This is a genomic window from Nonomuraea sp. NBC_00507, from assembly GCF_036013525.1.
Taxonomy (GTDB): domain Bacteria; phylum Actinomycetota; class Actinomycetes; order Streptosporangiales; family Streptosporangiaceae; genus Nonomuraea.
Genome location: NZ_CP107853.1, coordinates 4989471 through 5009607 on the forward strand (window position 1 = coordinate 4989471; position 20137 = coordinate 5009607).

Annotated in this window: 18 protein-coding genes; 10 read left to right on the top strand and 8 right to left on the bottom strand. The window is 69.4% G+C overall.

All coding sequences use genetic code 11. The annotated features are described in order from the left end of the window. Positions 1 to 70: 70 nt before the first annotated feature. Entirely contained in the window at positions 71 to 3166 is a 3096-nt protein-coding gene (locus OHA25_RS24450; protein WP_327589827.1) for a BTAD domain-containing putative transcriptional regulator, read from the top strand. On the opposite strand, the gene OHA25_RS24455 is transcribed toward OHA25_RS24450, so the two are convergent. After that, on the bottom strand, positions 3150 to 3899 hold the full coding sequence (locus OHA25_RS24455) for an ABC transporter permease (protein ID WP_305915461.1): 750 nt from the start codon (positions 3897 to 3899) through the stop codon (positions 3150 to 3152). The genes OHA25_RS24450 and OHA25_RS24455 overlap by 17 nt on opposite strands. Beyond that, the gene (locus tag OHA25_RS24460) at positions 3896 to 4840 is read right to left on the bottom strand and encodes an ATP-binding cassette domain-containing protein (protein WP_327589828.1); all 945 of its coding nucleotides are present in this window, start codon (positions 4838 to 4840) and stop codon (positions 3896 to 3898) included. Before OHA25_RS24460 ends, OHA25_RS24455 begins: the two co-directional genes overlap by 4 nt. A 138-nt stretch (positions 4841 to 4978) precedes the next feature. Between OHA25_RS24460 and OHA25_RS24465 the strand changes: the two genes are divergently transcribed. The 5 genes from OHA25_RS24465 to OHA25_RS24485 all read left to right on the top strand — a co-directional run bounded on the left by OHA25_RS24465 (position 4979) and on the right by OHA25_RS24485 (position 9602). Then, entirely contained in the window at positions 4979 to 5779 is an 801-nt protein-coding gene (locus OHA25_RS24465) for a helix-turn-helix transcriptional regulator (protein ID WP_327589829.1), read from the top strand. A 57-nt stretch (positions 5780 to 5836) separates the two neighbouring features. After that, on the top strand, positions 5837 to 7141 hold the full coding sequence (gene nuoH, locus OHA25_RS24470) for an NADH-quinone oxidoreductase subunit NuoH (protein ID WP_327589830.1): 1305 nt from the start codon (positions 5837 to 5839) through the stop codon (positions 7139 to 7141). A 127-nt stretch (positions 7142 to 7268) separates the two neighbouring features. After that, a complete protein-coding gene (locus OHA25_RS24475) occupies positions 7269 to 7955 on the top strand; it encodes a GntR family transcriptional regulator (RefSeq protein ID WP_327589831.1) in 687 nt (228 codons plus the stop codon). A gap of 10 nt (positions 7956 to 7965) precedes the next feature. Then, positions 7966 to 8973: a 1-aminocyclopropane-1-carboxylate deaminase gene (locus tag OHA25_RS24480; RefSeq protein WP_327589832.1), complete on the top strand. Its 1008-nt coding sequence runs from the start codon at positions 7966 to 7968 to the stop codon at positions 8971 to 8973. A 53-nt stretch (positions 8974 to 9026) separates the two neighbouring features. Next, positions 9027 to 9602, top strand: coding sequence for a dienelactone hydrolase family protein (locus OHA25_RS24485; protein WP_327589833.1), 576 nt, complete (start codon positions 9027 to 9029; stop codon positions 9600 to 9602). A gap of 75 nt (positions 9603 to 9677) precedes the next feature. Here the strand turns inward: OHA25_RS24485 and OHA25_RS24490 are convergent, their stop codons facing one another. From OHA25_RS24490 to OHA25_RS24505, 4 genes are all read right to left on the bottom strand, one after another. Beyond that, positions 9678 to 11129, bottom strand: coding sequence for an MFS transporter (locus tag OHA25_RS24490; RefSeq protein WP_327589834.1), 1452 nt, complete (start codon positions 11127 to 11129; stop codon positions 9678 to 9680). Then, complete coding sequence (locus tag OHA25_RS24495; protein ID WP_327589835.1) at positions 11126 to 12355, bottom strand: RNA-guided endonuclease InsQ/TnpB family protein; 1230 nt, start codon at positions 12353 to 12355, stop codon at positions 11126 to 11128. The genes OHA25_RS24490 and OHA25_RS24495 overlap by 4 nt, the downstream gene beginning before the upstream one ends. 128 nt (positions 12356 to 12483) lie before the next feature. After that, positions 12484 to 12681 (bottom strand): hypothetical protein, encoded by a 198-nt coding sequence (locus tag OHA25_RS24500; protein WP_327589836.1) that lies wholly within the window; start codon positions 12679 to 12681, stop codon positions 12484 to 12486. Positions 12682 to 12752: 71 nt separating this feature from the next. Then, positions 12753 to 13388, bottom strand: a complete 636-nt coding sequence (locus OHA25_RS24505; RefSeq protein WP_327589837.1) for a class I SAM-dependent methyltransferase — start codon at positions 13386 to 13388, stop codon at positions 12753 to 12755. 114 nt (positions 13389 to 13502) lie between these two features. Between OHA25_RS24505 and OHA25_RS24510 the strand changes: the two genes are divergently transcribed. The 4 genes from OHA25_RS24510 (at position 13503) to OHA25_RS24525 (ending at position 16361) form a co-directional block, all read left to right on the top strand. Further along, positions 13503 to 14099, top strand: coding sequence for a helix-turn-helix domain-containing protein (locus OHA25_RS24510; protein WP_327589838.1), 597 nt, complete (start codon positions 13503 to 13505; stop codon positions 14097 to 14099). A 108-nt stretch (positions 14100 to 14207) separates the two neighbouring features. Continuing rightward, positions 14208 to 14891, top strand: a complete 684-nt coding sequence (locus OHA25_RS24515) for a hypothetical protein (protein WP_327589839.1) — start codon at positions 14208 to 14210, stop codon at positions 14889 to 14891. A gap of 94 nt (positions 14892 to 14985) precedes the next feature. Beyond that, positions 14986 to 15444, top strand: coding sequence for a cysteine hydrolase family protein (locus OHA25_RS24520; RefSeq protein WP_327589840.1), 459 nt, complete (start codon positions 14986 to 14988; stop codon positions 15442 to 15444). A gap of 131 nt (positions 15445 to 15575) precedes the next feature. Then, the gene (locus OHA25_RS24525) at positions 15576 to 16361 is read left to right on the top strand and encodes an alpha/beta hydrolase (RefSeq protein ID WP_327589841.1); all 786 of its coding nucleotides are present in this window, start codon (positions 15576 to 15578) and stop codon (positions 16359 to 16361) included. Positions 16362 to 16589: 228 nt separating this feature from the next. Here OHA25_RS24525 and OHA25_RS24530 read toward each other — a convergent pair whose 3' ends face one another. Next, entirely contained in the window at positions 16590 to 18212 is a 1623-nt protein-coding gene (locus OHA25_RS24530; RefSeq protein ID WP_327589842.1) for an ABC transporter ATP-binding protein, read from the bottom strand. A 102-nt stretch (positions 18213 to 18314) separates the two neighbouring features. After that, positions 18315 to 20102 carry an ABC transporter ATP-binding protein gene (locus OHA25_RS24535; protein WP_327589843.1) on the bottom strand — a complete coding sequence of 596 codons (1788 nt, stop codon included), beginning with the start codon at positions 20100 to 20102 and terminating at the stop codon, positions 18315 to 18317. Between the last annotated feature and the right edge of the window lie 35 nt (positions 20103 to 20137).

Here is a 20137-nt window from a genome sequence, read left to right on the forward strand (position 1 = left end):
GTTCGGCACAATGGCTGATGTGCGAGTCGGATTGCTCGGGCCGTTTGAGGTCCGGAACGGTGATGGGGCCGTGGTGGAGGTTCCTGGGATTCGACTGCGCGCATTGCTTGCCGCACTCGCCCTCGAACCCGGCCGGATCGTCACGCGTGCGAGGCTGGTGGACTGGATCTGGGGGCAACGGCCGCCCGCGGACGAAGTGAATGCCCTGCAGGCGTTGGTGTCCAGGCTGCGCAGGGTGTTGCCGGACGGTGTGATCGAGGCGGACTCCGGCGGCTACCGCCTGGCCGTGGCTCCTGATGCCGTGGACGTGAGCCGGTTCGAGCACCTGGTCGGTCAGGCCCGGACCGCCGAGCCGGCGGCGCGGGCGGATCTGCTGCGTGAGGGCCTGGCGTTGTGGCGCGGTAAGGCCATGGCGGACGTCGTGCTGCAGGACAGCGAGGCGTTCGACGCCGCGGTCGCGCGGCTGGACGAGCTCCACGTCGCCGCGCTCGGGGATCGGGTGGAGGCGGACATTCGCCTTGGCCGCGGCTCGGAGCTGGTCTCCGAGCTGACCGAGCTGGTCGCCACGTATCCGCTGCGTGAGGGGTTCGTGGCGGCCCTGATGCGAGCGCTCGCCGAATCGGGGCGTGGGAACGAGGCGTTGACCCTCTACCAGCGGACGCGCGAGCTGCTCGCCGATGAGTTGGGCGCCGATCCATCGGCCGAGCTCTCCGCGCTGCACACCGCGTTGCTCCGGGGCGAGCTGGGCGAGCGGGCGGACAGGGGCAGGACCAACCTGCGTGCCGAGCTGACGAGCTTCGTCGGCAAGGACGCTGACATCGCCGCGGTCGGCGGTCTGTCCCTCAACTACCGGCTGGTCACCTTGACGGGGCCGGGTGGCTCCGGCAAGACCAGGCTGGCCACGGAGACCGCGCGGACGATGCTCACCGAGCTGCCGGACGGGGCGTGGCTGGTCGAACTGGCCTCCGTACGCGCGGGCAGTGAGCTGGCGCAGGCCGCCCTCACCGCGATCGGCCTGCGTGACCAGCCGTTGCTCGGCGATGCGCGGGGTGGGGAACCGATGGATCGGCTGATCGCCGCGCTCCGGGAGCGCACGATCTTACTGATCCTGGACAACTGCGAGCACGTGATCGAGGAGGCCGCGGCGTTCGCGGACCGGCTTCTCGGAGAGTGCCGCAGGCTGCGGATTCTGGCCACGAGCAGGGAACCGCTCGGCATCACCGGGGAGGTGCTGTGGCAGGTCGAGCCGCTCGCGCTGCCCGCGAAGGGCGCCGGCCCGTCCGAGGCCGAGTCCTCGCCCGCCGTACGGCTGCTGCGGGACCGCGCGGAGCTGGTGCGCAAGGACATCGGCTCCGACGCCGATACCTTGTCGGCCATGGTGCGGATCTGCCGGGCGCTCGACGGTATCCCGCTGGCGATCGAACTGGCCGCGGCCCGGCTGCGCACCATGTCCATCGACCAGCTGGCACGCCGGCTCGATGACCGCTTCCGCCTGTTGACCGGCGGCAGCCGTACGGCGCTGCCCCATCACAAGACGCTGCGCGCGGTCGTGGACTGGAGCTGGGACCTGCTCACCGAGGCAGAACGTGGGGTGCTGCGGCGGCTCTCGGTGTTCTCCGGTGGGGCGAGCCTGGAAGCGGCCGAACGGGTGTGCGGGGGCGAGACGTTCGCCGGCGAACAGGTGCTCGACCTGCTGACCGCGTTGATCGAGAAGTCGCTGCTGGTCGCCGACGGCGAGGACACGCCGCGCTACCGGATGCTCGGCACCATCAGGGAGTACGCGGCGCACCGGCTCGACGAAGCCGGGGAGAGCGAGCTCGCGCGCCGGGCGCACCTCGCCTACGCCACCGAGCTGGCCGAGACGGCCGACCCGCACCTGCGCCAGGCCGAGCAGCTGAAGTGGTTGGCCACGCTCGAGGCCGAGCACGACAACATCGGCGCGGCCCTGCGCGCAGCGATCGCCGGGGGATGGGCCGAGGAGGCGATGCGGCTGGTCGGGGCCGCGGGCTGGTACTGGTTCCTCAGCGGGCACAGGGCCGAGGGCGCCGAGTTGAGCGTCGCGGCGGCCTCCCTGCCCGGAGAGGTGCCCGATGAGGTGCGGGCGCTGGCGTACACGGTCGTGACGACGTTCCTGACCTCCGGGGTCGGCCGCGACCAGTATCAGGCGGAGGAGTGGATCCTCCAGGCGCACCGGGTCACCCAGCGCACCGGGTCTGGCCACCACCCCATGCTTCGGTTCGTCGAGCTGTGGAAGCGAATACTGCAGGAGCCGACGGGGTTCCTGCCGGCGTTGGATCCGCTGATCGTCGACGATGATCCCTGGGTGCGCGCGCAGGCCAGGCTCACACGTGGCCGTTTCCGGCTCACGCTCGGCGGCGACGAGACCGACGTGGACAGCGACGCCGAAATCGCCCTCGCGGAGTTCCGTACGCTGGGCGAGCGGATGGGGATCTCGCTGGCGCTGACCTTCCTGGCCGATCGGCTCGGCATGCGCGGCGAGTTCGCACGCGCGTGCGAGCACTACGAAGAGGCGGTCACGGCGCTCACCGAGCTGGGCGTGGACGAGGAAGTGGTCAGCCTGCGCGCGCGGCAGGCTCAGCTCTACTGGCTGCTCGGCGATGAGCGATCCAGCACGTCCGCCATGGCCGAAGCACAGCGATGCGCGGGCGGGTTGACCTGGCCGGACGCGCTCGCCGACCTGGCGCTCGTGAAGGCGCAGCTGGCGTGCTGGCGCGGCGAGCCGGACGAGGCACGCCGGCACCTGGACACCGTGCGGGCGATGGTGGGCAACGAGGAACTGACCGACCTGACCCACGCCAGGACCAGCGACCTCCATGGCTACCTCACCGAGGATCTCGAACAGGCCCGTGCCTATCGGAGCGAGGCGTTCAGCGCCGCTGTGAAGACGAACTATCCACCGCTGATCGCCGCGGTGTTGGTCGGGATCGCGGATCTCGCGCTGCGCCAGGGACAGTACGAGCAGGCCGCGCGGCTGCTCGCGGCGAGCGAAGGCGTGCGCGGCACGCCGGATCACTCGCTGCCGGAGGTTTCCAGGATCACCGCGGACACGCGTGATCGCCTCGGTGAAACCGTGTTCACCGAGGCGACTCGCGAAGGTCGGCGCCGGGATTGGCGCGAGCTGGCCGAAATCACGCTCGCTTCTTGAACGACGCGCTCGCCCACAGGTAGCCGATCAGCGCCAGGCCGACACACCAGGCGATCGCCGTGACGGCCGAGCCCGTCGACGGCGCGCCGGTCAGCAGCCCGCGCAGGGTTTCGATGATCGGGGTGAACGGCTGATACTCGGCGAACTGCCGCACACCGGGCCCCATCTTGTCGGCCGGCGTGAAGGCGCTGCTCAGGAACGGAAGGAGCATCAGCGGGACGGCGGCCATGCCCGCGCTTTCCGCCGTCTTCGCCGCGAGACCGAACGCGACGGTCAGCCAGCCGATCGCCAGCACCGCCAGCACGACGATGCCGATCACGCCGAGCCACTGCGAGAAACTCGCCGACGGCCGGAATCCCATGAGGAACGAGACCCCGATGATGAGGGTGATGGCCACCAGGCTCCGTAGCATGGTCGCGATCACGTGCGCGTTCAGCACCGCGGCCCGGGACACGTCCATGACGCGAAGCCGGTTGATGAATCCGGTCGTCATATCGGAGTTCACCGCGACCGCGGTGGGGCCGACGCCGTAGCAGATGGTCGTCAGGATCAACCCCGGTGTCGCGTAATCGGCATAGTTGACGCCGACGCTGAACGCGTCGCCGAGCACGTAGACCATCAGGAACATCAGAACGATCGGCATGATGATGCCGTTGAACAGTGCCAGGGGGTTTCGCAGCGTGTGGCGGAAGTTGCGCCGCAGCATGGTCGCGGAGTCTGAGATGGTGTTCATCGTGCGTTGACCTTCTTGTTCGCGTGGCCGGTCAGGGCAAGGAAGACGTCGTCAAGGTCGGGCGTGTGCACCGACAGTTCATCGGCGTCGATGGAGTGCGCGTCGAGCCGATCGAGCAGCGCGCGCAGGGACCGCACCCCGCCGTCGCCGGGCACCCGCAAGGTCAGCTCTTCGTCGTCCCTGGTGGAGGCGGGCAGGATCTGTGCCGCGACGTCGAGCGCGTGCCGGTCGGCGAACCGAAGCCGGACGTGGCTGCCGGGAACCCGGCGCTTGAGCTCGTCGGCCGTGCCCTCGGCGACCAGCCGTCCCTGATCGAGTACGGCGATGCGGTCGGCGAGCTCGTCGGCCTCCTCGAGGTACTGGGTGGTGAGGAAGATGGTCGTACCGTCGGCGACCAGTTCCCGGATGATCTCCCACATGGTGCGGCGGCTCCGCGGATCGAGTCCCGTCGTGGGCTCGTCCAGGAAGATGATCTGCGGCTCGCCGACCAGCGTCATGGCGAGATCCAGCTTGCGGCGCATGCCGCCGGAGTAGGACGCCGCCGGCTTGCTCGCCGCTTCACCCAGATCGAACCGGTCGAGCAACCGGCCGGCGACTCGCTTGCCCTGCGGCCTGGGCATGTGCAGGAGATCCGCCATCAGCAGCAGGTTCTCCTCGCCGGTGAGCAGGTCGTCCACCGAGGCGAACTGCCCGGTGACGCCGATCGCCGCGCGCACCGCCTTGGTCTCGGTGACCACGTCGTGCCCGGCGACGACCACCTTGCCGGCGTCGGGGGCCAGCAGCGTGGTCAGCACGTTCACGGTCGTGGTCTTCCCGGCGCCATTGGGCCCGAGCAGGGCGAAGATCGTGCCGGCCCGGACATTCAGGTCGATGCCGTCGAGGACGGTCTTGTCTTTGTAGGCCTTTCGCAGCGCCGAGGCCGCGATCGCTGATCCGTTCATGGGGTCAACGATCGGCGACCGCCCTGATACCGGGCCGTCGCCGTCCTGACGCGGCCGCTGACACGACACCGCCGCATCCTCCATGGGAGGGAGTCGATTCCACGGGCCAGGTGAGACTAGGGCAGTCTTGCTGGTGTGATGGCGATGCATTCGCTGCCCGTGCAGCAACAGGCGCAGCCGTACCAGATGGTCACCCGTCTGTCACCGCCGCACCTGCGTCCGTACGTGCTGGGGTGGGCCGGCTTTCGCACCCGGGCGGGAGAGCCAGCCCACCCCAGCCGGATGCTGCCGCTCAACGCGGCCACTCTGATCATCGACTTCACCGGCATGGGCCCGATCGTCACCGGTCCCCGCGCCACCGCGACGTTCTCGGCCCACACGCCGTGGCGCCATGGGATGGCAGTCGGGCTCACCCCCGCCGGGATGTCGGCGCTGACGGGAACGCCCCTACGTGAGGTGGCCGGCACGACCGTGCAGCTGGAAGACCTCCTCGGCACCCGCGCCGCGGAGCTGACCGGCCGGCTGATCGCGTCGGCGACCTGGGCGGACCGCTTCAGGCTGCTGGAGGAGCGGCTGACCGCGTGGCTGCGCCCCGACGCCGGCCCCAACGACCTGATCACGCACGCCTGGTGGCGGCTGCAGGAGCCGGACGGCCCGCCCACCATCGGGGCCCTCGCCGATGAGCTGGGCGTCAGCCGTCGTTATGTCGAGCTCGGATTCCGCCGGGTGGTGGGCTTGTCGCCCAAGACGGTAGCCAGGATCGCCCGATTCCAGCGGACCGTGGACACGTGGAGACGGCCCTCGGCCACGCTGGACGAGGCCGTCGCCTGTGGTTACGCCGACCAGCCGCACCTCTCCCGCGAGATCCGGGCGATGGCGCAGATGACACCGAAGCAGCTGTTCGCATTCGTTCAATACACCGATCGGCTCACCGGCTAACGTGACCTTCCGCTCCCGGACCGAACGAGTGCCGGGGGAGGAAGGGGCAACCACGTCATGACAGGCGTTCTCGCGGCCGATCCCACCCTTGCCGACTTCGACAAGGCCTATCCGCTGTGGGTCCACATCGTCAAAGCGGTGATGCTGTTCCTCTTTCTGATGCTGGGCGTCGTCTTCGGGGTCTGGTTCGAGCGGAAGCTGATCTCGCGGATGCAGAACCGCTACGGCCCCAACCGGGCCGGTAAGTTCGGTCTGCTGCAGTCGGTTGCCGACGCGATCAAGATGGGGCTGAAGGAGGACCTCTTCCCGCGCACGGTGGACCGGGTGCTCTATCTGCTGGCGCCGATCATCATGGTGGTGCCGGCGTTCCTGGCCTTCTCGATCGTGCCGTTCGGGCCGATGGTCAACCTGTTCGGCGTGCAGACGCCGCTGCAGCTGGTCGACCTGCCGGTGGCGGTGCTGTTCATGCTGGCCATGGGCGCGGTGTCGGTCTACGGGGTGGTGCTGGCCGGGTGGTCGTCGCGCTCGCCGTACGCGCTGCTGGGCGGGTTGCGGTCGGCGGCGCAGGTGGTGTCGTACGAGATCGCGATGGGTCTGTCGTTCGTGGCGGTGTTCCTGTTCGCCGGGACGCTGTCGACGTCGGAGATCGTGGCGGCGCAGGAGCAGACCTGGTATGTGTTCCTGCTGCTCCCGTCGTTCCTGATCTACGTGGTCTGCATGTTCGGTGAGGCCGCCCGCATTCCGTTCGACCTGCCCGAGGGTGAGGGTGAGCTGGTCGGCGGGTTCCAGACCGAATACTCCTCGTCGCTGAAGTTCGCCCTGATCATGATGGGTGAATACCTGCACACGTTCACCGCCTCCGGCATCGCGGTGACGCTGTTCCTCGGCGGGTGGCGGGCGCCGTTCCCGATCTCGCTGTGGGAGGGCGCGAACACGGGCTGGTGGCCGGTGTTGTGGTTCTTCATCAAGTTCGTGCTGACCTTCAGCTTCATCGTGTGGGTGCGGGCGTCGCTGCCGCGGGTGCGGTACGACCAGCTCATGTCGCTGGGCTGGAAGGTGCTGATCCCGGTCAACCTGGCGTGGATCCTGCTGGTCGCCGGTGTGCGCAGCGTGGTGATCAACGTGGACTCCCGGATGATCAGTATCGCGGTCACCGGGATCATCGTGGTCGGGGCGCTGGCCATCTGGATGCGGTTCGACACCGTCAACCAGCGGCGCAAGGAAGCCAGGAAGGCCCAGGTCGAAGCCGAGTTCGAGGAACTGTCCAACGAGCCGGCGAAGGGTGGCTTCCCGGTGCCGCCGCTCGATCTGCCGCACTACCACGGCGTTTCCCAGCGTGAGGCCCCCTTGAGGCGCTCTTGATCGAAACCACCGGTCTCCACCAACCGGAGATCCCGAATGCGGCGTGCCGTGGGCGGCGACCTCAACGAGGTACTCAATTCCGCTATGGGGCTTGACCTCCCGCAACATGTGGCATGCAATATATTGCATGCCAGTTCCGCAGAGCCGAGGAGTTGTCGCCAGGCCACTTCTCCGGGAGAACGCCTATCGCGCGATCCGAGACGCGATCGTCGACGGCACACTCACCCCGGGCGAGCGTCTCAACGACGGCGATCTGGCGCAGTGGCTGGGCGTGAGCCGCACACCCGTCCGGGAGGCGCTGACACGTCTGGAGCAGGCCGGGCTGGTGCGGACCAAACCCGGTCGATACACCATCGTCAGCACAGTGGACGTCCGGGCCGTGCGTGCCGCCCAGTCGGTGACGGCCGCCATGCACGAGCTCGCCGTCCGGGAGGCGCTGCCGAATCTGTCCGCCGGCGAACTGGACGCCATGCGCGAGGCCAACGCGCGTTTCGCCGACGCCCTACGTCGCGACGACGTCGACGCGGCGCTCGCCGCGGACGACGCCTTCCACGACATCCCAGTGATCGCATCCGCCAATCAGGCGATACGCACCGTCCTCGACCAGTTCACGCCGGTGCTGCGGCGCGTGGAGCGGATGCGATTCTCCTCCCTGAGCGGCCGAGGATCGGTCGCGCAGCACGAACGCATCATCGCGTTGTGCGCGGCCGGAGACGTGGAGGGAGCGGCACTCGCCGTGCGCGCCAACTGGCAGACCCTGGCCCCACTCCTCGAGGCCATGCCTGCTCCTGCTGAGAACAAGCCTCAACCCTAAGGAGCCGTACGTGTCCATCGACGACTTCGAGCGCTATCCGCTGCTCTTCGGTCCCAGCCCCGTCCACCCCCTCGACCGGCTCAGCGACTACCTCGGCGGAGCCCGCGTCTGGGCCAAGCGTGAGGACTGCAACAGCGGGCTGGCGTTCGGCGGAAACAAGACCCGGAAGCTGGAATACCTGATCCCCGACGCTCTCGCCCAGGGCGCGGACACGCTGGTCAGCATTGGGGGAGTGCAGTCCAACCACACCCGGCAGGTGGCCGCGGTCGCCGCCAGACTCGGGCTGAAGGCCGTACTCGTGCAGGAGAGCTGGGTGGACTGGCCGGACGCGGTCAACGACAAGGTCGGCAACATCCTGCTGTCGCGCATCATGGGCGCCGACGTCCGCCTGGTCGAGGCCGATTTCGGGATCGGTCTCAAGGACAGCTGGCGCGAAGCCCTGGAGGGGGTCGTGGCAGGCGGCGGCCGCCCGTACGCGATCCCCGCTGGAGCGTCCGACCACCCGCTGGGCGGTCTCGGCTTCGCCAACTGGGCCTACGAAGTGCAGCGGCAGGAACACGAGCTGGGTGTCTTCTTCGACACCATCGTGGTGTGCAGCGTCACCGGGAGCACCCAGGCGGGCATGATCGCCGGCTTCGCGGGCCAGGATCGTCCGCGACGCGTGCTGGGCATCGACGCCTCCGCCAAGCTCGCCGAGACGCGTGCCCAAGTGGACAAGATCGCCCGGGCCACGGCCGAACTCATCGGCTTGGGCCGGGACCTGCGCGAGGAAGAGATCACGGTGCTGGAAGGCTGGGCCGGCGACACCTATGGGATCCCCGTGCAGTCCACCCTCGACGCCATCAGGCTCACCGGACGACTCGAAGGAATGATCATCGACCCGGTTTACGAAGGCAAGTCGATGGCCGGGCTCATCGACCTCGTTCGCCGCGGCGAGATCCCCAAGGACGCCAATGTCCTGTACGTCCACCTCGGCGGTCAGCCCGCCCTCAACGCCTACAGCGGGGTCTTTCGCTGAGCTGCCGCGTCAGTGAGATCGGGGCGCCGCCCCGGGGTGGCTAAGCTGCGCGTATGGCGCGGATCCTTCTTCTGCACTCGATGTATGGCTTGCGGCCTGCTGTTCACCAGGCCGCTGACAGGTTGCGGGCGGCCGGGCATGACGTGCACGTCCCCGATCTGTACGGCGGCCGGGTCGTCGACACGCCCGAGCAAGGCATCGCGATCAAGGAGGAGATCGGCCGGGATGAGCTGCTGAAGCGGGCCGTGGCCGCGGCCGCCCCGCTGTCCGGTGACGGCGGGGTGGTGTACGCGGGTTTCTCGCTGGGCGCGGCGCTCGCGCAGAACCTCGCTCTGGCCGACGAGCGATCCCGCGGGCTGCTGCTGATGCACGGCACGTCCGACCTGGCCGACGGTGTCTCAGCCGACGACCTGCCTGTCCAGCTCCACGTCGCCGATCCCGACACCTACGAACCCGTCGACTGGCTGAACGCCTGGTACCTCAGGATGCGCCGGGCTCGGGCCGACGTGGAGGTCTTCCGCTATCCAGGCGTTGGCCACCTGTTCACCGACCCTGATCTGCCCGATTACAACGCCGAGGCCGCCGAGCGCGCCTGGGCGATCGCCCGGGACTTCCTCGCCGATCTTTGACCTCCTGGCGATTGCGTCAGAGGGCTTCGTGATACGCCTAAGAGCCGTCCAAAGGGCTGGACTCAAGGCCGGTCGTCAGGACACCTGCCCAGTCCGGTAGCGGTTCACATCTGGATATGCGACGTTCTCATCGGCGACTACATCGTTGGCTTCACGGCAGCTGCTGCCGGAGCCCTGGGAAGCCCGTTGCTGCGGACCTCGCGCGAGTACGTAGACGAACAGGACCGCCATGACTACTGCGCCTGCCCACATGGCCTGCTGCCAGCCGTCGACGAAGGACTCTTGGGCGGCTCGGATCAGCGCCGGCGCTTGGCCGCCGACCCTGTCGGCGGCCGCGAGGGCGTTGGCGACGCCCTCGCGGGCGGTGTCGGCGGCGTCGCCCGGCACTCCGTCGAGCCGGGAGGCGATGGCGCCGCGGTAGCCGGCGGTGAGGACCGCTCCGAGCAGTGCGACACCGAGCGCGGTGCCGAACTCCCGGGTGACGTCGTTGAGCGCGGACGCGACACCTTGACGCTCGCGCGGCATGGCGGTGGTGATGGCCTCGGTGGAGGGCGTCATCGTCAACCCCATACCGAGTCCCATGGCGAGCATGCCGGGGAGGATCGAGAGGTAGCCGCCGTCGACGGACACGAAGGTGGCCATGAGGACCAGCCCCGCGCCGCCCAGGAAGATCCCTGAGGTCATCGTCGAGCGGCCGCCGATGCGCGCGGCTGCCTTCGGGGCAAGGCCGGAGGCCATCATCATCAGCAGCGCCATCGGCATGAGCGCCAGGGTGGAGCGAAGGCCGGACCAGCCGAGCACCGCCTGAAAGTACGGGAAGAGGACCACGAAGATCCCCGCCTGCACGCCGAAGACCGTCAAGAGCGACACGGAACCGCTCGCGAGACCTCGTTCGCGGAACAGGCGGACGTCGAGGAGCGGAGCCTGTCGGCGCAGCTCCCATGCCACGAATCCGACAGCGGCGATGACGCCGACGAGGAGGCTCAGGAGCGTCGTGGGCGCGGTCCAGCCCCGTTCGGGGCCCTCCTGGAGGAAGAAGACGAGCCCGACCACCGCGACCACGGACGACAACGAACCGACGGTGTCGAACCCGTGCCCTGACGGCTCACGCGAGTTCGGGATGGATCGCAGCGCCATGACGGTAGCGACGACGACGAGCACGATCGGCAGGACGAAGAGCCACCGCCAGCTCGCCAGGTCGACCAGGACGGCTGACAGGTACATCCCCAGGATGCCTCCACCGCCGGCGACGCCGGTCCACACGCCGATCGCCTTGGAACGCTCCTCGTCCGGGAAGGTCGAGGTGATGACGGCAAGGGTGACCGGCATGATCATCGCTGCGCCTACGCCGCTCAGGAAACGCGCAGCGAGCATGATCTCCGACGACGTGGCAAGGCCGGCCGCCGCACTCGCTGTTCCGAAGACGAGCAGGCCTGCGAGCAGCACCGGCCTGCGGCCCCACCGGTCCCCCATCTCGCCGAGCGGCAGCAGCAACGCGGCCAGAGCGATGGTGTAGATGTTGGTCAACTACCACCGGCTGAAGCCGGTGGTTTGCTCTCACGGTCCCGTCTGGCTGAAGGGAGGCCGGTAGCGTGCGGCTGGTTGACAGCAGCCCAGCCCGCAACGCCGCGTACGGCGATGTTGCAGGCCGCGATGTGGTCGGCGTGCCCAGCGAGGCCACAGCCGGTGCAGACGAACCGGCCCCGGGCGGGCCGGTTCGCTCTGGAGACGCACGCGCAGTCGGGGCAGGCCTGCGAGGTGTAGGCGGGGTCGACCAGCAGGAAGGCGACCCCGGCCCGCGCGGCCTTGTAGCGGGTGAACTCGATCATCTGGGCGAACGCCCAGCCGTGCAGGGTGCGCCGCTGGAGCCGGTGAGCCCTTACCCGGCCACGGATGCCCTGGAGATCCTCCAGGGCGATGCCGCGGCCGGTGCGTTCGGCTTCGCGCACCACGAACTTGGAGATCTGGTGGTTGACGTCGGTCATCATCCGGTGCTCACGCCCGGACAGGCGGCGCAGCACCCGCCGCGCCGCAGGAGTGCCCTTCTTCTGCAAGCGGCGGCGTTGCCGGTACCTGCGCTCCCGCAGGCTGCGCACGTGCCCGTTGCCGTGGATCGGGCCGGGCAGGGCGGGGCCGGGCAGCACCGCGCCGTCGTTGGTGACGGCCAGGTTCGCCAGCCCTTGGTCCACCCCGAGGAAGCCGTTGACCGGCTCGCGGACTTCGGGTTTGGGCAGGGTGACGGCGACCTGCAGCAGCCACACGCCGCGCCGGTAGATCAGGTCGGCCTCGCCGAGCGGGAGCGTGTCGATGGCCTTCAAATCGTCCGGCCGCCCGATGTAGGGCACGGTGACGCGGCCGGTGGGGGTCCATAGCGACACGGTGCGGGCGTCCCGGTTCCAGCTCATCAGCCGCGCGTCGTAGGGGACCGCGCCGTGCGGGCGGAACACATGAGCCCGTTTCTTGGTGGCACGCCGGTTGGCGTACGCGCCGGCCACCCGGGCAATCGCCCGCACGGCCGCCTGCGCGGCAAGCCCGGCGACCTGGGCGCGCACCGGATAGTAGGCCAGCCGGTGCAGCTCCACCACGGCGAAGGTGCGCTGCTGCCACGCCAGCCGGGAGACGAAACTCGCCGCCTCGTTGCACACCTGCACCGCCGCCGTCAGAGCCTCGGCCTGGGTCAGAGTGGGCGCAAGCCGCAGCTGTACCACCGAGGGCAGGCCCTGCCGTTTGGCGGCGGAGCGGCGGATCGCCATCGCGCACCTCCTGTCACGAGCCCCTCACGCACCGCAGATATTACTGGCTGTGACCAATATTTTCCATACTGTTTTCGAAAGGAGGGGCTTCCTCCCGGCCCTGAAGGAACGGGTCTCCGCGCCACAAATCAGATGAACCACAAGACCTCGGTTTGCGAGGCGTCGAAAGCGACGGTCAGCCCCGGCTGGGCGACGTTCAACCCGGACGCCGAAGCGATGACCGCCATGAGCGCGATGCAGACCCCGACCAAGATCGTACGTCGTTGTCGTGGGTCGCGGATGGTCGGGTCGGGGGCTCCCGCGTCTGAGGACCGGTTCGTACTCATGACATTCCTTTCGAGAAGGCAAGGGGAATCGGCGTCTGAGCAGCGGGCCCTGGCGCTGTCGGATGGCGGGACTACCGGCGTCGGGTGGCGCGCACGACGACATCGTGGAGGGGGACCTCTCGGCCCCCGCTGCCGGTGAGCGTGCGGAGGTGCTCTTCGGCGGTGACGATCTCCCACTCCATGCCGTCCATGCGCGCGGTGATGGCCGCGGAGGTGGCCGAGGCTTCGGCAGGAGGGTGGTGCCCGTGGCCGGTGGAGTCCGGGGTGTGCAGGTGCCCCACGATGAGCAGCGTGCCGCCGGAAGCCACCCATCCCGCGATGCGGTCGTAGAACTCCAGTTGGGGCATCGCTGGGTGGGCGTAATGGGTCATGACCAGGTCGAACTGCGCGTCCGGGTTCCAGACGCTCAGATCCGCCTCAACCCACTGCAAGCGCTCGGGGGCTTCGCTCGTCGCCGCGCGCTCGGCAGCGCGAGCAAGGGCCCCGGACGAGATGTCGGCTGCGGTGACGTGCCAGCCGTGGGAGGCGAGCCAGATCGCCTCGGCCCCGGCGCCGCACCCGGCATCCAGTGCCGTGCCCGGTGTCAGGCCGCTGGTCTCCTGAGCGAGGTACGGGTTCGGCGGGTTGCCGCCCATGGATCCGGGGCCCCCAGCTCGCCCTTGTTGCCAGTGCCGCTCCCAGAAGTCCTTGTCGAACCCGTGCGTCATAGGTCGTCCTCGTCTCGTGCACCCCTCTGCGGGTGCGTTCTTCGGTTCGATCGTCATGGTGCAGACGGAGGAGGCTGATACGCAAACGTTGTTGCCGAATGGCAAAATGGGTGGGTGGATGAAACCATCGACCGCACCCTTGACGCTGTCGGGTCGAGGTTGAAACGCCTTCGGCTGCATCGCGAGGTCACGCTCGCCGACCTCGCGGCGGAGACCGGCATCTCCACCAGCACCTTGTCCCGGCTCGAGGCGGGGCTGCGACGTCCCACGCTCGAGCAGCTGCTTCCGCTTGCCCGCGCCTACGGGATCACACTCGACGAGCTCGTCGATGCGCCGCCAACCGGCGACCCCCGCATCAATCTGCGTCCCATCCCCTGCGGCGACGGCTCGGTCATCCTGCCGCTGACCCGTAGGCCCGGAGGAATCCAGGCCTACAAGTTCGTCCTTCCGACAGGAAGCGACGACGCCGAACCCGACCTGCGCACCCACGAGGGCTACGACTGGGTCTATGTCCTCAATGGAACGCTCCGCCTTGTCCTCGGGGAACACGACCTCATCCTCAAGCCCGGGGAGGCCGCGGAGTTCGACACGCGCACCCCGCACTGGTTCGGGGCCACCAGCGCCGGTCCCGTCGAGTACTTGAGTCTCATCGGGAAACAAGGCGAACGCGCGCACGTTCGTGCAGCACCGAGAAATGGCGCGGCCGAGTAAGAAGGCTCAGAGACCACAAGTGAGGGGATCAGCCTAGAGGGTCTGGTCGGAGGCGGTGGCAAGATCTGCCAGCGGGATATCCGGCGTCTCGGCGGGAACAGGGACCTCATGCAGGACAGTGCCGAACCGCCGGCGAAGGCGCTGCGGACGCCGCGCGCCGCGGGAGCCGCAGGGATTCTGTCCGCCCTGCTGCTGGGCGGCGCCATGATCCTGGTACGCAGGGCGATACCCGAGCGCCCGCTCGAGGTGACCGCCTATCTCGCCGACGTCGCCAGTCGCGACGCCCTGCGGCAGGCCCTGATCCTCCTGCCGTTCGGAGGGGTCTTCTTCCTGTGGTTCATGGGCGCGCTACGCGACTCGATCGGCGCGCGGGAGGACAGGTTCTTCGCGACGGTGTTCCTCGGCGCTGGCCTGCTGTACGTGGCGATGCTCTTCGTCTTCGGCGCGACGGCGAGCGCCTTCGTGGTCACGATCGATGCGATGAAGGGGTCGATCCCGCCGGCCGAGCTGCTGCACTATGGGCGTCATCTCACGATCACCCTGCTCACCGAGTACGCACCGCGCATGGCGGGCGTGTTCACGCTGACCGCCACAACCATCGTGGCCCGTCTCGGTCTGTTCCCCCGCTGGCTGGTCGTGGCCGGCTACGTCGTCGGGCTGGTGCAGATGCTGATCGTCAGCCGCATGGCCTGGTCGGAGATCGTCTTCCCCGCCTGGGTCATGGTCGTCGGGCTCGTTCTGCTCATCTTGCCGGCCGATCGCATTGATGCCCCGAATATGCCGAAACGATGAACCGTCATCCTGCTGCCCCTCGAGGGAACGTGTGCTGGGCGCCGAGCTCCGGGTTCTGCAGCCTCGGCGCGGATCAGGCCGTCGCTGCCGGCTGGTGAGGCGCGTCGCCGACGGGGCGGCGTGGCGCGCGGAGTCCCAGGGTGCGGCGGCCTGCTTCGACGTGGCCGGAAGCGACCAGGCCACCCAGGTTCATCGAGACGTGGCACCGGAACCCGGCGACATCATCGTCACGAAGCGACGCATCAGCGCCTTCGTGGGTAGCGACCTCGAGATGGTCCTGCGGGCCGGTGACATCGATCACCTTGTCCTCACGGGCATCGCGACCAGCGGTGTCGTGCTGTCCACCCTGCGCCAGGCAGCCGACCTGGATTTCCGGCTCACCGTCCTGTCCGACGGCTGTCTCGACTCCGACCCGGAGGTGCACCGTGTGCTCGTGGAGAAGGTGTTCCCCCAGCAGGCGGACGTCACCACCGTGGCCGACTGGATGGCGCGGTGGCGGGGCATGCCGTTGGGGGAGCCCGCGGCCACCCCGTCGACGGTGGTCCTCCCTTGAGTTAGAGGTGCTGCTTCTGAGGTAGGAGAAGGCCCTGGTCAGCGCGCGACGGGGGGCGAGCGATGGCATCCGCGGCGAGAGGCGCTCGGGACTGGACGCGGCGGTGCCGTACACGTCCCGGAAAGACGATCGTGTTCCTGACCACGCTGACCGTGGCGGTCGCGACGCAGCCCACCACGGCCCGGGCGAGCAGACAGCTGCCCTGTCCGTCATCGGGCACGACCAAACCGACGGTCGTCCTCGTCCACGGAGCATGGGCCGACACCTCGAGCTGGAACGGAGAAGTGGACGCCTTGCGCCGGGCCGGTTACACCGCGCGCGCCATCGCGAACCCGCTGCGCAACCTCGACGACGACGCCGCCACCGTCGCCATCGTCCTGGTGGGGCACTCCTACGGCGGCTCGGTCATCACGAACGCCGCCGCGAACGCCCCGAACGTCAAGGCCCTGGTGTACGTCGACGCGGCGGTACCGGACACGGGGGAGACCACCGCCCAGCTCAGCGGATCCGGCTCCGTGCTCAACGGTGACCCGGGCTCCCTGTACGACAAGGCGTCCTACTCGAACGCGCCCCAGGGCGCGAGCGACCTGTACCTCAAGCAGGACGTCTTCGTCGGCTCGTTCGCCTCGGACCTGCCGCGGGACACCGCCATACGCCTGTGGGCCTCGCAGAGGGCCGCCTCGACCAGCGCGTTCCAGACCCCGTCACGAGCCGCGGCGTGGAAGAAGATCCCATCCTGGTACTTCGTCAGCACCGGCGACCGGATCATCACGCCGGCGTCACAACTGTCGATGGCACGGCGTGCTGGCTCCAAGGTCACCAAGTTCGCGGGCGGGTCCCACCTCACCCTGGTCTCGCACCCGGACGCGGTCACGTCCGTGATCGGATCGGCGATCTGCTCTGTGAAGGCGGATTAGGCGGCCGTTCGGCGTGCTGCCGGCGGCGCTGCCCGGCGGCGAGCCGCATCCAGTCCTCCGCGGTGCGAGTGTCCCGACGGGTGTCCGCGTCTCTGCGACTCGCATTTCCGTGCGAGCCTCATGGCAGGCCGCCCCGTCCGACGCGCGCCTACGGCGAGTCGAGCGGGCCGTAGGCACGCAGTGCGGCGCCCAACCCGGGGGGTTTCCCAAAAGGCTTGAAAAGGTCGGTCACCGGGCGACGGCCAGACGGTAGTCCTCATCGGTGGCGAGCAGGTTCCGGTGCGTGTCCTCCGCGGTGATGACGCCGTCGTCCAGGACGAGGACCCGGTCGGCGGCGTCCAGGAAGGCCGGGCTGCTGGTGATCACGATGGTGGTGCGGCCCCGCCGCAGCTCGGCGATGTTGCGCGCGATGAGCTGCTCGGTGACCGCGTCCACCGCGGTCGTCGGGTCGTGCAGGACGAGGACGTCGGTGTCGGCGGCGAGGGCTCGGGCCAGAGACAGTCGTTGGCGCTGCCCGCCGGAAAGATTCGCGCCGCGGTCGCGGACGCCGTGGTCGAGTCCTTCGCGGTGGAGGGCGACGACGTCGGTCAGCATCGACGCCTCGACGGCCTCGGGGACCATCCTGCTGGTGCCTGATGGGTCGATATTCGTGCGGAGGGAGCCCGCGAAGATCTCCCCGTCGTACGGGTTCACGAGTATGTGCTCGCGGACCGCCTCGATCGACAGGTCCGCCGTTTCCTGCCCGCTGACCCGCACCACGCCCTCATACGCGCCGGGCGGGACGTTCATGGCCAGGACCGATGCCAGGTCGGCTGCCGCGCGCGGCTGGTAGGCGGCGATCGCCACGAGCTCGCCGGCGGACACCTGGAACTTCAGCTTGCGCAGGGACCCGTATCGGACGCAGTCGACCTCGAGGTCTCCGCCCGCGGACGGGCGGTCCCGCCCCGGGGTCATCACCGGCGGCGCGGCCAGCACCAGGGCCATCCGCTCCGCCGACGCGCGCGCGATCATCACGTACTTCGGCATCTCTGAGAACAGCTTGAGCGGTTCCATGATGAACTGCGCCAGCCCCACGGCCATGACGAGCTGCCCGATGGTGATCTGGCCCTGGAACGCGAGCCACCCCGCCATCAGGGTCACGGCGGTGGCGAGGATCGCGTTGAAGCCCAGAGCGGCGCCCGCGTACGCGCCGTTCACCCTGGCGACGGTGACCGCCTGGTGCTTCGCCTCCGTGCTGACCTTCCGGTAGGACAGGAACGCCGCGTCGTTGCCGCCGAAGCCGTGCAGCGGGCGCAGGCCGGTGATCAGGTCGGCGACCTTCGCGCCCGCCCGCGCCACCCGGGCCTGTTGTTCGCGGGTGCTGACGCCGATCCGCTTGGACATCAGGCTCAGGATCGAGAGGATCGCGACGGTCCCCACGATCACCAGCAGGCCGAGCCAGATGCTGGCCATGCCCAGCGTCACGGCCGTGATCAGCACCGCGACCAGTGAGCTGATCAGCAGCGGCACCACCTCGATGATGTCGGCCGTCTGGTCGGCGTCCTCGGTGGCGATGGTCAGCACCTCGCCGGACTTGAGATCGACGTCTCTGGCCACGGGCTGGAGTCCGCAGGCCGCGACCTCGACCCGCCAGCGGTGCGCCTCGGTCGTGTTGGCCTTCTGCAGGATGCGCATCCCGAATCGCCACGACAGCGACACGGTGGTGATGATCACAGCCAACGCGGCGATCGACAGGGCGAGCGAGCCGAGGCTTCGCTCCCGCATGGTGTGTTCGACGATCAGGCCGAGCGCGATGGGGAAGGCGGTCTCGCCCGCCTGGTAGGAGCCCAGGAGGACGGTGCCCCAGGTCATGGCGCCGATGTTGCGCCGCAGTGCGGTCCGGAGAATGCCGGACCCCGTGCGAGGCCGCTGCGCGTCAGGAGTCGTCATCGAGGTGGCGGGCATCCGGTCGACCTAACTCCCCGCTCGCCAGGCCTGCCACAGTCGCGCGTACCGTCCGCCCAGTGCCACCAACTCCTCGTGAGTTCCCTGCTCCACCACGCATCCCGCGTCCAGCACGGCGATCCGGTCCGCCGCCATCGCCTGCGTCAGCCGGTGCGCCACGAACAACGTGGTGCGGCCCCGGCACGCGGCCAGCACGGCCCGCTCCAGCTCGGCGGCGCCCTCGCTGCCCGCCTCCGCGGTCGACTCGTCCAGCACCACCACCGGCGACCGGCCCAGCACCAGCCGGGCCAGGGCGATCTGGGCGACCTTGGTGACGTCCAGGCGCTCGCCGCCCTCGCCGACCAGGGTGTTCAGCCCGTCGGGCAGCGCGTCGACCCACCCGTCGGCGCCGACCGTGCGCAGCGCGTCCATCAGTTCGGCGTCGGTCGCGTCCAGCGCGGCCAGCCGCAGGTCGTCGGCGAGCGGACCGGAGAACACGTGCGTCTCCTGCGTCAGGATGCTCACCAAGGCTCGCGCCCCGGCCTCGTCCAGGCCCGCGAGGTCGGTCGGCCCGATGCGCACCGACCCGGCCTGCGGGGTGCCGATGCCCGCGATCAGCGCGGCCAGGGTGGTCTTGCCCGCACCGGTCGCGCCCACCAGCGCGAGCGAACCACCGGCCGGGATCACCAGGTCGACGTCCCGCAGGACCGGCTCCTCGGAATCGGGGTAGCTGAACGTCAGTCCCTCGACCGTCACCGGGTACGGCGTGAGGTCCGCGGACACGGCGGCGGCACTGCCCACCAGCCGGTCGTGCGCGGCCTCGCCCAGCACCCCGACCAGCCGGGTCAGGCTCGCCCCGGACTTCTGCGCCTCGTCGAAGGTGAACATGATGGCGCCCAGCGGGTTGAACAGCCGGTGGAAAAGCAGCGGGGCCGCCGCCACTTCACCCAGGCTGGCGGCATCGGCCTCCAGCAGTACGTACCCCACCACAATGATCAGGACCAGCCCGATGAACTCGGCACGGTTCTCTCTGCCGACGAACCGGCCGAACAACCGGAACACCTCGATGCCGAGCTCGCGCACCCGCCACGACTCACTGCTGACCTGCTCGCGGAAGGCGTGCTCAAGGCGGTACGCCCGGACTGTGTCGATCCCGTTCAGACCGCTGATCAACGCCTGCGCGCGGTCGGCCTGGGCCGCCCGCTGTTTCTGGTAGAGCGGGGCGGACCGGGGGAGATACCAGCGCAGGGCCAGCGCGTACGCGGGCAGCGCGCCCGCACCTGCCAAACCGAGTCGCCAGTCGAGCCCGAACATGCCGGCCGTGGCGATGACGACCAGCACTCCCGCCGAGAACACCGTGGGGATGGCCGTGCGGATGCCCTTGGACAGCACGGCCACATCGTCGCCGACCCTGGACAGCACGTCCCCCCGGCCGACCTGCTCGATCCGCGCGCTCGGCATTCCCAGCACCGCCCGGACGGCGTCCTCCCGCAGCCGCGCGAGCATCTCCGAGCCCAGCCGTCCGATCAGGTACGTCGACGCCCCGGTGGCCGCGACGCCGACAAGAGCGGCGGCCACCATCAGCGCGCCGATCGTGACCAGGATCGATGGCGGTTCGCCGTCGATCACCCCGTCGACCACCCGGCCGAGCAGGAGCACCGGCAGCACCGCGAGCGCCGCCCCGGCCACCGTGGTGAGCACGGTGGCGACCGCCAGCCATGGCACGTCGCGGAAGTGCGCCGCGACCCAGCGGGTGGCCTCACGTCCGGTCGCCGTGCGCAGGGTCGCCGTGGCGAGGCGGGTGTCGGCGGCGCTCACCCGCATCTCCGCTCCGGTGGACCCATGACCATCTA

What these genes read in the sequence shown, in the direction of transcription:
- nuoH (WP_327589830.1), top strand. Translation starts at nt 5,837, where the DNA reads ATGACAGGCGTTCTCGCGGCCGATCCCACCCTTGCCGACTTCGACAAG.
- OHA25_RS24475 (WP_327589831.1), top strand. Translation starts at nt 7,269, where the DNA reads ATGCCAGTTCCGCAGAGCCGAGGAGTTGTCGCCAGGCCACTTCTCCGG.
- OHA25_RS24515 (WP_327589839.1), top strand. Translation starts at nt 14,208, where the DNA reads ATGCAGGACAGTGCCGAACCGCCGGCGAAGGCGCTGCGGACGCCGCGC.
- OHA25_RS24460 (WP_327589828.1), bottom strand. Translation starts at nt 4,840, where the DNA reads ATGAACGGATCAGCGATCGCGGCCTCGGCGCTGCGAAAGGCCTACAAA.
- OHA25_RS24500 (WP_327589836.1), bottom strand. Translation starts at nt 12,681, where the DNA reads ATGAGTACGAACCGGTCCTCAGACGCGGGAGCCCCCGACCCGACCATC.
- OHA25_RS24455 (WP_305915461.1), bottom strand. Translation starts at nt 3,899, where the DNA reads ATGAACACCATCTCAGACTCCGCGACCATGCTGCGGCGCAACTTCCGC.
- OHA25_RS24465 (WP_327589829.1), top strand. Translation starts at nt 4,979, where the DNA reads ATGGCGATGCATTCGCTGCCCGTGCAGCAACAGGCGCAGCCGTACCAG.
- OHA25_RS24495 (WP_327589835.1), bottom strand. Translation starts at nt 12,355, where the DNA reads ATGGCGATCCGCCGCTCCGCCGCCAAACGGCAGGGCCTGCCCTCGGTG.
- OHA25_RS24530 (WP_327589842.1), bottom strand. Translation starts at nt 18,212, where the DNA reads ATGACCTGGGGCACCGTCCTCCTGGGCTCCTACCAGGCGGGCGAGACC.
- OHA25_RS24485 (WP_327589833.1), top strand. Translation starts at nt 9,027, where the DNA reads ATGGCGCGGATCCTTCTTCTGCACTCGATGTATGGCTTGCGGCCTGCT.
- OHA25_RS24505 (WP_327589837.1), bottom strand. Translation starts at nt 13,388, where the DNA reads ATGACGCACGGGTTCGACAAGGACTTCTGGGAGCGGCACTGGCAACAA.